Genomic DNA, 12,143 nt, shown 5'->3' with positions numbered 1-12,143 from the left:
CACTAAAGGCACACGCGACGAAACGCGCGGGACGTCATAAAGTCCGCGGGCGCGGGGTACCTTCCCGCGAACACAGGACGTGCCGTGAATTTTTTTGCTCCCTTCATCCGCCGGCCCATCGGTACCTCGCTGCTTGCCGCGGGGCTGACCCTGGCCGGTGCCATCGCCTATATGTTGCTGGGCGTTGCCGCGTTGCCTTCGATCGAGGTGCCGGCGGTGTTTGTCCAGACGCAGATGCCTGGCGCCAGCGCGCAGACGATGGCGTCCACCGTGATCGCGCCCCTCGAGCGACACCTGGGGCAGATCCCGGGCGTGGACCAGATGTACTCGAACAGTACGGAAGGCGCAGGGTTCGTACGTATCCGCTTCGATATGAACCGATCGACGGACGCTGCTGCGCGCGACGTGCAGGCCGCCATCAACGCCGCCGCCGCGGATTTGCCGGCCGGCATGCCGTCGCCGCCGCAGTACTTCAAGTTCGATACGGGCCAGATCCCCGTCCTGCTCGTCGCGCTCACCTCGAAGACGATGCCGCCCGACAAGCTCTACGACGTGGTCGACACGCTGATCCGGCCGGCGGTCGCGCAGATCGACGGCGTATCGCGCGTGCAGATCTTCGGCGGTACGCCGCACGCGGTCCGTATTGAGTTGGATACCAACGCCCTGTCGTCGAAGGGGCTCACCGCGAACGACGTGTCGAATGCACTGCAGGCCGCCAACGTGAACTCACCGCAAGGTGTGCTCTCCGACGGCGACTCACAGATGACGGTGATCGCCAACGACGGCCTGCGCAGCCCCGAGGACTTCGGCAAGATCCTCATCGCCGTGCGCAACAACGTCCCGGTGCGGCTCTCCGACATCGCCAAGGTGTACAGCGGCCAGCAGGACCAGTACCAGAAGGCGTGGTTCCAGGGCGAGCGCTCGGTCACCATGCAGATCAGCAAGCGGCCGGAAGCCAACTCGATCGCCACGGCGGAGGCCATCCGCCAGGCGTTGCCGCGGTTCCGCTCGCTGCTGCCCGCCGATGCGGAAGTCACGCCCATCTTCGATCTCACCCAGACCACGCAGTCGGCACTGCACGAGGTCAAAGTGGCCTTGATGATCAGTATCGTCATGGTCGTGCTGGTGATGCTGGTGTTTCTGCGCCGGATGGGGCCGACAATGATCGCCACGCTCAGCGTGCCGTTGTCGCTCGCGGGCGCGTTCGTGGTGATGTGGTCGCTGGGGTACACGCTGAACACGCTGTCGCTCATGGCGCTGGTGCTGTGCATCGGCTTCGTCGTGGACGACGCCATCGTGGTCATCGAGAATATCGTTCGCCACATGGAAAATGGCGCGAAGCCTATGGAGGCCGCGCTGGAAGGTGTGCGCGAAATCGGCTTCACGGTGATCTCCATCACACTGTCGCTCGTGGCCGTGTTCGCGCCGTTGCTGTTCGGCAACAACATGATCACCAAGCTGCTGCGCGAGTTCTCCGTAACGCTTGCCGCGGCGGTGCTGATTTCCGCGGTGGTGTCGCTGACGCTGACTCCCGCGTTGTGCGCGCATTACCTGAAACACGACGCCCCGGACCGCAAGCCCTCGCGCTGGGAGCTGGCGCTGGAACGTTTCGACCGCGGTTTCCTCCGCCTGTACCAGCGCGGGCTCGACTGGGCGATGCGGCATCGCCGCCTGATGCGCTGGCAGCCGTTGATTCTGCTCGTAGCGACGGTGGTGCTCGCCATCGCCGTGGTGAAGACGGCCGGCGGCAACTTCATGCCCGACGAAGACACGGGCATGCTGCAGTTGCAGGTCAGCGCGGATGCCAACATCTCTCCCGACGAGATGACCCGGCGCCTGCTCCAGGTGGCCGAGGTCCTGCAGAAGGACAGCACGGTTGCCGATGTGTCCACCATTCTCGGCGGTGACAACGGCGGCGCCGTGGGCAATCAGGGCCTGATGTTCGTGGACCTGAAACCCAAGGGCAGCGGTCCCGGCGAACGCCGGGAATCGCTGAAGGAGATCATGGATCGGCTCGGCAAGGAGTACGAGAAGATCTCCAACGTGCAGGTCTTCATGAACCCCGTGCAGTTCCTCGGCGGCGGAGGCGGCAACAGCAACCGCGGGCAGTACTCGTTCCAGTTGATCAGCACCAGCGGCGAAGATCTCCAACCATGGACGCTGAAGCTCGTACGGCAGATGCGCAAGATGAAGGAGTTCCGTGACGTCGGCAGCGACTTCGACATCGTCGGCAAGCAACAGATGGTGAAGGTAGACCGTGACGCCGCGGGTCGTCTTCAGATCGGCATGGGCATGATCGATTCCGCTTTGTTCAACGCTTTCGGCCAACGCCAGGTGTCGATCATCTATTCCGACATCAATCAGTACTGGGTGGTGCTGACTGCCGCTGCGGCGCAGACGCTGAGCCCTGACGCCTTGCTCAACACCTACGTGAAGAACGAGGTAGGCAAGATGATCCCGCTCTCTGCGGTGGCGAAGATCGCACCCGTGGCAGTACCCAGCGCAGTGACGCACCAGAACCAGTTGGAGTCGGCAGACATCACGTACAACCTCGCGCCGAAGATCACGGCGGACAAGGGCAATACGCTGGTGGAGCAGGCGGTGCGCGCCATTAACCTGCCCGAAGGCATCCGGATGGATTTCACAGGCGCCAACCAGCGCCTGCGCGATGCGCAATCCAACGGCATGGTGCTGCTGATCGGTGCGATTCTCGCGGTGTACATCGTGCTCGGCATTCTCTATGAGAGCCTCGGTCACCCGCTGACGATCATCTCCACGCTGCCGGCGGCGGGTGCGGGCGCGTTCCTGGCGATGCTCATCACGCAGACGCAGCTCACGCTGATGGCGATCATCGCTGTGTTGCTGTTGATCGGCATCGTGAAGAAGAACGCGATCCTCATGGTCGACTTCGCCCTGGTGGCGCAGCGGGAGCAGGGCATGTCGCCGGTGGAGGCGATTCGCCAGGCCGCGCTGGTGCGCTTCCGCCCGATCACGATGACGACGCTCGTGGCGATGGGTGCGGCGTTGCCGCTCGCCATCGGCTTCGGCGTCGGTTCGGAAATGCGTCGCCCGCTCGGTATCGCCATCGTCGGTGGGTTGCTGGTGTCGCAGTTGCTCACGCTGCTGAGCACGCCGGCCATCTATCTGTGGAATCACGACCGCAAGGAACGCAAATACCGCCGCAAGCTCAAGCGCCGGTACAAGCGCTGGTTGAAGATTCGCAAGGCGCGTGCGAAGGCATCGGCGGAGCAGAACACGGACCCACGTGGATCCCTGCGTCCGATGACACGAGTGACGACCCCCGAGAACTGAAGGCGCCTCGTCCTGCCGGCAGCAGGGCGGGGCGCCGTGGGTCATTGACGATCTCTACTGAAAGAGCTCGCCGTTGTTCGCGCTGAACGCGCCGTCGGCGATGGTCTTCGTGCCCAGTTCGCTGTGCGTTGCGAGGAAGCCGAAGATGCCGTCCATTTTGCGCCGCCTGCCGTCGTCGCCCGAGAACACGAACATGACAAATCCGTCGTGACCGTCGTACGTGGTCGAACCCGACTGCGACTTTTCCTTGTACGTGACGATGGCGACACCCGGGCCCGGCGTAGAACCGATCAGGTAACTTCCGGGCGCGACGCAGCGATCGCCGGGAAACGGATAGATCTCGATGGTGATTTCGTGAGTCTTTCCGAGCAGATGCACTGTGTGTGGGCGCTCGCTTTTCAGGGGGTCGGGGTGGGGGTGGCCTTCGCTATAGGCTGGTTCCGACGCGTGAGCCACGCCATCGACAGTCAAGCTCCAGTTGCCGCCGATTTCGGGGAACGTGCCCGGCATGTCCGGGCACTCGAAGGACATGGTGCCGGTGGTAAGCGGGCGGTTGCGTGCGTCGTCATGAGTGCCGGCGAACGCCAGGACTGGCGCGATGGCGAGCAGCGACGTCAGCGCGATAGAACGTGGCAGGGTGCTATGGAGGGACATGGTGTCTCCTTGCGTTGGGGGCCACTCATCCTCATTCGCGGCGCCAACGCCATCCATACGATCAATCTGAAATATCGCGATGGTTTGCGTATCCCAGCGACGAGTTCGACGGATGGATGAGCGAAGCCGCCTGGGCGGGGAGGGCGTCCGCGATCCAGTCCACGAACGCGCGCAGCCGCGCGTTGTTCCGCCGTTCCGGGGGGTAAACGAGATAGACCGGAAGAGGCGGCGGCTGCAGGTCCGACAGCAGGGACACCAGTCGGCCCGCCGCCACGTGAGCGTCGGTGCTGAAAGCGAGCGTCTGCGCCAGGCCGAGGCCTGCGAGCACGGCGGCCGTGTGTGCGTTGCTTTCGTTGACCTGGACCACGGCGGCCGCGTCGATCGCAATGTCCTCACCCGCCCGGCGGAAGCGCAGCGGGAGCATCCGTCCCGTGCGTGCGGAGAAATAGCCGACGACGTCGTGCGCGTCGCGGTGAATGTCCTCGGGCGTCGATGGCGCGCCGCGCCGTGCGAGGTAGTCGGGCGAAGCACATAGCGACCAGCGCAGTTCGGCGATCTGCCGGGTGACGAGGCTCGTGTCGTCATTCGTGCTGCGGATGGCGCAGTCGACGCCTTCGCTCACCAGGTCGATGGTCCGGTCGGTGACCCCGACCTGCAAGCGGATGCCGGGGTAGCGTGCACGAAACTCGGCGAGGCGCGGCAGGATCAGTCCGGCGGCAACGGAGCCACCGGTGTCGATGCGCAGTGTGCCTACGGGGTTGCCCCGGCCCGCGGCCAGCGTCGTCTCGAAATCGTCCAGGTCGGCAAGCCAGTGACGCGTGTGTTCGTAATAGGCCGCGCCCTCGGCGGTGACGGTGACACGCCGCGTCGTCCTGTCTAGGAGGCGGACACCGAGCTCCCGCTCAAGCCCCTGAATCAGTTTCGTCACTGTCGACTTCGGCATATCCAGAGCTTCTGCCGCTCGCCCGAAGCCGCCAGTTTCCACCAGGCGGTCGAACACGCGGATGGCGAGGAGGCGATCCATGATTGTTTCTTCCTATGAATGAAGAAATCGAAATCAGATTATTTATCCACCAGCGGCGAATAACTAGAGTGGCGTCCATCGGCCGCGCCGCGGCCTCCCCGGAGATTCCCATGACTTCCCTCGACACCAGCAAGATCCACGCGACCCGCCACGCCGGCAAGATCGCCCTTGTGACCGGCGGCAGTTCGGGCCTTGGCCTCGCCACCGCCGAACGCCTGATGCGCGAAGGCGCCACCGTGTACATCACGGGACGCCGCCAGGCCGAGCTGGACGCTGTGGCCGCGCGCCTGGGTGTGACCGCGATCCAGGGCGACATTGCCAACGTGCAGGATCTCGATCGCATCTTCTCCACCATCCGCGAAAAGAGTGGTCGCCTGGACATCCTCTTCGCCAATGCGGGCGGCGGCGAGTTCGCGCCGCTCGGCCAGATCACCGAAGCGCAGTTCGACAAGTACTTCGGCATCAACGTCAAAGGCACGCTGTTCACGGTGCAGAAGGCGATCGAATTGATGGGCCCGGGTTCGGCGATCGTGCTGAACGGCTCCATGGTGTCGATCAAGGGTGCGCCGGCCTTTGGCGTGTATGCGGCGACGAAAGCCGCGGTGCGCTCCTTCGCTCGTACCTGGTCCAACGACCTCAAGGGACGCAACATCCGCGTCAACGTGGTCGCGCCGGGCACGGTGGTCACCCCGGGTTACAAGAGCGAGCTGGGCATGAGCGACCAGCAGATCGCCGAGTACTCGGACTATGTGGCGAGCGTCACGCCGCTGGGCCGCACCGGCGAGCCGGACGAAGTCGCGAAGGCGGTGTCGTTCCTGGCCTCCGACGACGCCAGCTACATCACCGGCGTAGAGCTCTTCGTGGACGGCGGTCAGGCGCAGATCTGATGGCGCACTCGGGGCGTCGCTTACGCGACGCCCCAGGCGAAGCAGTCCATCGACAGCACGCCGTAGGTAATACCGCCGTCGATCGCCATGGGCACATCGTCCATCGCGGCGCCGACGGCCACCAGCAACGGCAGGTAGTGTTCCTCGGTGGGATGGGCGCGCAAGGCGCTCGGGGCGTTGGTTCGATAATCCAGCAGCGCATCTACATCGCCCGCCGTCACGGCCTTGCGTACCCAGCCAGCGAAATCACGGGCATAAGCGGCTACGTCGCCATCGCGCCGAACCTCGTGCAGGTTGTGCGTGAGGCTACCCGAGCCCATAACGACGATGCCGCGATCACGCAACCCAGCCAGCACACGCCCCAGGCGCAACGCACCGCGCGTGTCGAGGTTGTGCGGCATGGACACCTGGATGACCGGCGTATCGGCGTCCGGTCGCAGGTAACGCAGCGGCACCCACGCGCCATGGTCGAGACCGCGCTCGGTATCCACCATCGCCACGAAGCCGCCGTCGATCAGCAGCGCTGCCACTTCCGAGGCAAGGCTCGCAGAACCGGGCGCAGGGTAGGTGAGGCTGTACAGCGGCGCGGGAAACCCACCGAAGTCATGCATCGTCGACGGCCACGCCGCGCCGGTCACACGAATGCCGCAGGTCTGCCAATGCGGCGAGACCACCGCGATGGCCGTGGCACTCGCCAATCGCTCGCCAAGCTCGGTCAAGCGCGAGCCGAGCAGGCCCGGCTCAAGGGCGAAGGTGGGGGCTCCGTGGGAAACGAAGATCGCGGGGGCGCGGAACATGGCATCACCGGGTGGGAACGTGGCACGTGCCACTACGGTGAATGTAGGCGCCTGGGGCATTGCGTTAAATCGTCATACGGCGAACGCATTGGCGCTGGTGGTGAACGACGGGGGCATCAGTCCCGCTTTCGCCTCCCCATCGATTACGAAACATCGTACGTGCTTTTCAGAATAATCCCGTATCTACCCGCGACATCGACCTCTACCTTGGCCCGCTCATCGACTGCCGGCCAGGAAGGACATCATGTCGCACCATTGTCTGCTGCGTTCACGGCACCGCTCGCTCACCCTCGCGGTCAGCCTAGCGTTGGTTACCGGTAGCGCCTGGGCCCAAGAGCCGGAGCCGCTGTATTTTCCGTCCTTCGTCGATGGTCACCTTGTTCCCACGCCCGACGGGCCGGAACACCACGAAGGCGACCAGCTCGATACCGACGCACGCACCGCGGCAGCGCAGTGGTGCGCAGGCCAACCGTCGCTTTCCCGCTGTGACTATGTGACCCACGCGCTGCGTGAGATTCCGGGCAAGGCCGAGCGGAAGAGCGCCTATTCGGTGCTGGACATCAGGTTACTGACGGAGGATGTCACTGGCTCCCGCGAACGGATCATCAACGGCGGCATTTCGGTTGTCCGCAGTTGCCCTGCGGAGGCTGTGCTTGTGAGTGATGGGGGCACCTATTTCAGGAACCGCGACCCGGACACGGGTCGATTTGCCGTCGCCTGTGTTTCACCCGACGTGCTGCCCAAGCCAGAAAGCCTGGGCGTTCCCGAAGAGAGCGGCGCGAACCAATGCCCGATCGGCAATAGCCCGGTCGTTGGCAATCCGATCAATCCGCTGACCTTGAGCAAGATCGAACAGGTGGTGGACTACCAGGGCGCGGAGTCTTCGGGTCTGGTCTTCGCCCGTACCTATCACAGTGGCGCATTCCCGATGGGCGGCATGTCACCCACGGCCGGAGCGCGCTACCCCGCAGGTGCTCGCATCGGTGCACGATGGCGACACAGCTTCGACCGCGCGTTCGTGCGGCGCCCTTATTACGACGCGAATGGCCTTGCCTATGGCACGGCGCTGTACCTGCTGCGCGAAGATGGCCGTGAAACGCGTTTCGTCAAACAGGGTGATGGATTCGTACCGACGGAAGGCGAGCGCGGCAAGCTACGCGAGCATCCCGAAGGCGGCTGGGTCTACACCTGGCCCGACCTGACCGAGGAGCGCTACGACGATAAGGGTCGTCTGCAAGCGCGTACTGATGCGAACGGTAACGTGTTGACGCTGCGCTACGACGACATCACCGTCGGTATAGGCCTCAAGGCAACGGTACTCGTCAACGTCATGGATCGGCAGGGTCGCGAGCTACGCCTGAGCTACGACCACCTGGGTCGTGTCGAAACGGTCGATACGCCCGACGGCAGGCTCAACTACAGCTACAGCGGCGACATCCTCGAAGGTCTCGACGCCGACCTGGTGAAAGTCGGCTATCCCGACGGACACAACGTGCAGTACCGCTACGACGAGCCGGCCTTCGGCGGTACGCCGAACCACAAGCTCACCGGCATCATCGGCAAGGACGGCCGACGCTTTGCCACATTCCGATATGACAGCGACAACCGGGCCATCGGCTCGGCACATGGCGACGATACGGAACGTACCGATCTGGATATACGGAGTGATCGTATCCGTGTCATGCGTCCAGACCAACGGGATGCCTATCTGATTCCCGCCTATGCCAGCGGTGTGATCCGCCTTGGTCAGCGTCAGGAGGATGTGCGCAACGAGACGGTAACGCGCGACTTCAATTACCTTGGCGGACTCGTCACCCGCCAGACCGATTACCTCGGTGTGCCAACGACATACCAGTACGACCGCAAGCGTCAGTTGGAAATCGAGCGGACGGAAGCGGAAGGCACCCCTGTGCAGCACACGGTGACCACACGCTGGCATACCGTCTTCGACAAGCCCACGCGCATCGACAACGGCAGCCATTGGACCACCTTCGAGTATGACGAGAAGGGCAATCTCATCGAACAACGGCAAGGCGGCGCGGCCGACGCGGGTCAAGCCGGCGGCGAGCCGTGGCCCGAGGAGCGTATCACTCGGCTCAGCTACGACGCGGCCGGGCGACTCCTGACCATTGACGGACCGCTCGACGGCTCGGCGGACACCACTCGCTATGCCTACCGTGCGACCGACGATGCGGGCTGCGCCACGGGTGTCTCGTGTGCCTGGCGCAAAGGCGACCTGCACACGATCACCGATCCGCTCGGTCACGTCCAAACCGTGCTGGCTTACGACGCCGCCGGTCGGGTACTCGCCAGCACCGACTCCAATGGTGCGCGTACCGAACGCACCTATGACGCCATGGGTCGCCCGCTCACGGTGACCATGCGTGCCCGACGAGACGGCGCACCCTCGGCACAGGACATCGTCGTCCGAACGACGTATACGGCTAACGGCGACGTGCACACGCTCACCGATCCTGACGGAGGTACGCTTACGCATCGCTACAACGCGGCGCGCCGATTGATTGGGCTGGTCGATGCGGTGGGAAGAAAGCGCAACATCGAGCGCGACGCACAAGGCTGGATTTCCCGCGACACCTTCCTTCGTGCGGACAATACCGAAGACCTGGAACGCGAATTCACCTATGACAGCCGTGGTATCCCTGAGCGGATCCAATATTCCGGCTACCCAATCGACTACGATGTGGACGCCAACGGGCGTCTACTGCAGGCGCATGGTTCGGCCAACGGCCCTCTCCTGCGACGTGATGCGCGAGGACGAGTCGATCGCATTACCCAGGACCCTGAGTCGGAGGGCACCGCGATAAGCCTCGACTACGACGGCACGGATAAAGTAAAGACCGTCGTGGACCCGAAGGGTCTGTCCACGGGTTACCTGCGCAACGGGTTGGGCGATCTGCTGTGGCAGGGCAGCCCCGATACCGGTGAAACGGCGTTCGAACATGATGCCGCAGGGCAGCCGGTGCGCGAAACACCCGCCGATGCGCGAACCATCGAACGTACGTACGACGCCGCAGGCCGTTTGACCACCGTGACCTACAGCGATGGCGCAAGCGTCACGTATGCCTACGATCAAGCCGACACGACGTGCGCGGCCGATGCAACGTATGCCGTGGGGCATTTGAGCAAGGCAACAGATCGCGACGGCCACACCAGCTTCTGTTACGACTTTGCAGGACGGGTCGTGCAGAAGACTCAGGTGACCCGCGGGGTTCGGCTCGACTTACGCTATGCCTATACACCGGCCGGACGCTTGGCGGCGATGACCTACCCTGATGGCCGCACAGTCAGCTATACGCGCGATGCTGTAGGACAGGTCGTGGCAGTGACTACGCAACTGCCACTGGTCGCTCCGCAGCCCCTAGTGACCGACGTGCGGTACGACGCCCTCGGGCAAACGTTACGATGGACCGCTGGCGCACGAACGTTGACGCGCAGCTATAACCCCCTGGGTCTCGTCACCGGCGTGCATGACCGCCGTCCAGGTGGACTTAACCTCAACATTGAGTACATAGACAGCGAGATCGAATCCATCAGTGCTGGCCTGACCTCGGGCTTTATGTCCGCCGATGGCGTATCCCGCCTCACCATGGCCACTTGGCTCGGCGTGCCGGCCATCGGACATCAGTACACCTATGACACAACGGGCAATCGCATGAGCTGGAACACCGGCGCATTACAGAAGCGTCGCTTCGACTACGCCGCAGACAGTCACAGACTGCTAATGGCTGCCGACGTACCACGCGAATACGACGCCAACGGCAACACCACGCGCATCGGCGACCGTGAATTCGTCTACGACGCCAGCGGGCGCATGAGCCAGGCCAAGATCAATGGCGTAGTGGAAATGAACTACGTCTACAACCCGTTCGGTCAGCAAATCGCCAAGTACATCGCCGGTCAGACCACTGTTTCACTGCACGACGAAGCGGGCCACTGGCTGGGCGACTACGACGGCGCAGGCCGTCCGATTCGTCAGGTGGCGTGGCTAGGCGACATGCCGATCGTGGCATTCGACGGCGATGCCATCCGCGACATCCAGCCCGATCACCTCGGCACGCCACGTGTGGTCATCGATCGTGCCACCGACAAGCCCATCTGGGCCTGGTCCATCGTCGGCGACGCGTTCGGCAGCGATGCCCCCAACGAAGACCCCGACGGCGACGGCACGCGATACGTCTTCGACATGCGTTTCCCCGGCCAACGCTTCGACGCCGTCACCGGCCTCCACCAGAACGGCTGGCGCGACTACGATCCACTCAGCGGCCGATACGTGCAAAGTGATCCGATTGGTTTGGCGGGCGGCATATCGACGTATGCGTATGTGGGGAGCAATCCGTATTTGCGGGTTGATCCGCTTGGTTTGCACGTAAACGGTATTTATGACAAAAAAACGAATCAACTTACATTAGTAGACGCGGATACTGGTGAAACAATTAGTCAAATGTTCGTATCGGGTGGCAAGCCGTATGGTGATCCAATCCCATCCGGTTGGTACGACATATTGGAGCGAAAAGGTAAAGATGACTTCTATCGCCTTGAGCCGATTGATTCTACCTACGGAGACGATGTTCATGAGGGAACCGGTCGCAACAACTTCAGATTGCACCGCCCCGGCATGACAATCGGCTGCATATCCGCTAATTCGTGGGACGACTGGCGTCCCATTGATCAGGTTCTGCAAAAAACGAGTACGGACCGCGTGACTGTTCGCTCGATGAGTAGATGGCCTGGCGGTCAGGATAGCGAAGAACTGATTCGGTACGGGCGAATTAGGGTGGAGAACTGAGCGTGCCAAGGAGCCTTCTTTACGGCGTCGAAACGTGTTGTGCAAGCCTGGCGGTAGCGACGTGCTGCTTCTCTGCCGAGCGATTGGCGCATGGCGTGCTTTTGGATTGGAAGATGTTGGGCGGTCTCCGCATTCCATCGGCTGTGTCGATTGGCGGTTCGACCGCAGGCGTCTTAATGAGCGTCAACATCGCATGTCTTCTCCTGTCTGTGGCGATCGCAGCCAGGAGTGGTGGGTTACTCAAGGACGTAGGGCTGCTGGTATCCCTGCTTTGCGTTCAAGGAGTCCTTAGTGCCGTCCTAATGGAATGTTTGAGTGGATAAGGCTATGGCGCTAATACGGTGTCTTCCTGCGCAGGTTGCATGCTTCTTTGTCGCGGTGGGACTTCTATCCTTCGACAGAATCATGGTGCTCGCTCTGCGGCCGAATTCTTTGTTGGCTACGCCGAACTCAGGTTATTTTGTTGGCGCATCGGTGGAAAACCTGTGGCTGACGCTGGCCTATGGCTTCGTCGCGACTGTCATCTCGGCCAGTCTTGTGCTGCGAACACGAAAGAGCGGACGATTTTTCGTCAGGTCGCTTGCCGCAACTTTCTCGGTTGCCATATGTGTGTTCGCTTTCGCAATCACGATCGCATTTATGCGTCCCTAAGGCGCCGGCGT

General features: G+C 62.8%; 7 protein-coding genes. 4 read left to right on the top strand and 3 right to left on the bottom strand.

Translation table 11 applies throughout. The features are described from left to right. Window positions 1-84 precede the first annotated feature (84 nt). The gene (locus BT115_RS14235) at window positions 85-3,312 is read left to right on the top strand and encodes an efflux RND transporter permease subunit (protein WP_083527495.1); all 3,228 of its coding nucleotides are present in this window, start codon (window positions 85-87) and stop codon (window positions 3,310-3,312) included. Between the two features lie 54 nt (window positions 3,313-3,366). Here the strand turns inward: BT115_RS14235 and BT115_RS14230 are convergent, their stop codons facing one another. Next, entirely contained in the window at window positions 3,367-3,966 is a 600-nt protein-coding gene (locus tag BT115_RS14230) for a hypothetical protein (RefSeq protein WP_072323293.1), read from the bottom strand. Window positions 3,967-4,027: 61 nt separating this feature from the next. After that, window positions 4,028-4,990, bottom strand: a complete 963-nt coding sequence (locus BT115_RS14225; protein ID WP_072323292.1) for a LysR family transcriptional regulator — start codon at window positions 4,988-4,990, stop codon at window positions 4,028-4,030. A gap of 110 nt (window positions 4,991-5,100) precedes the next feature. Here BT115_RS14225 and BT115_RS14220 point away from each other — a divergent pair, with 110 nt between their 5' ends. Further along, window positions 5,101-5,877, top strand: coding sequence for an SDR family NAD(P)-dependent oxidoreductase (locus BT115_RS14220; RefSeq protein ID WP_072323291.1), 777 nt, complete (start codon window positions 5,101-5,103; stop codon window positions 5,875-5,877). A gap of 20 nt (window positions 5,878-5,897) precedes the next feature. Here the strand turns inward: BT115_RS14220 and BT115_RS14215 are convergent, their stop codons facing one another. Beyond that, window positions 5,898-6,674, bottom strand: a complete 777-nt coding sequence (locus tag BT115_RS14215; RefSeq protein ID WP_072323657.1) for a DODA-type extradiol aromatic ring-opening family dioxygenase — start codon at window positions 6,672-6,674, stop codon at window positions 5,898-5,900. 244 nt (window positions 6,675-6,918) lie between these two features. On the opposite strand from BT115_RS14215, the gene BT115_RS14210 reads away from it, so the two are divergent. Both BT115_RS14210 and BT115_RS14205 read left to right on the top strand, forming a co-directional pair. Continuing rightward, window positions 6,919-11,481 (top strand): RHS repeat-associated core domain-containing protein, encoded by a 4,563-nt coding sequence (locus tag BT115_RS14210; protein ID WP_072323290.1) that lies wholly within the window; start codon window positions 6,919-6,921, stop codon window positions 11,479-11,481. Between the two features lie 405 nt (window positions 11,482-11,886). Next, complete coding sequence (locus BT115_RS14205) at window positions 11,887-12,132, top strand: hypothetical protein (RefSeq protein WP_143144578.1); 246 nt, start codon at window positions 11,887-11,889, stop codon at window positions 12,130-12,132. The last annotated feature ends 11 nt before the right edge of the window (window positions 12,133-12,143 follow it).

The organism is Luteibacter sp. UNCMF366Tsu5.1, assembly GCF_900119235.1.
GTDB classification, from domain to species: domain Bacteria; phylum Pseudomonadota; class Gammaproteobacteria; order Xanthomonadales; family Rhodanobacteraceae; genus Luteibacter; species Luteibacter flocculans.
Note: the sequence above shows the minus strand (reverse complement) of the source record. Positions and strands in the feature narration are given on the sequence as shown.

Coding starts and splice junctions, on each gene's coding strand:
- BT115_RS14225 (WP_072323292.1), bottom strand. CDS start 4,990: ATGGATCGCCTCCTCGCCATCCGCGTGTTCGACCGCCTGGTGGAAACT.
- BT115_RS14215 (WP_072323657.1), bottom strand. CDS start 6,674: ATGTTCCGCGCCCCCGCGATCTTCGTTTCCCACGGAGCCCCCACCTTC.
- BT115_RS14220 (WP_072323291.1), top strand. CDS start 5,101: ATGACTTCCCTCGACACCAGCAAGATCCACGCGACCCGCCACGCCGGC.
- BT115_RS14210 (WP_072323290.1), top strand. CDS start 6,919: ATGTCGCACCATTGTCTGCTGCGTTCACGGCACCGCTCGCTCACCCTC.
- BT115_RS14205 (WP_143144578.1), top strand. CDS start 11,887: ATGGTGCTCGCTCTGCGGCCGAATTCTTTGTTGGCTACGCCGAACTCA.
- BT115_RS14230 (WP_072323293.1), bottom strand. CDS start 3,966: ATGTCCCTCCATAGCACCCTGCCACGTTCTATCGCGCTGACGTCGCTG.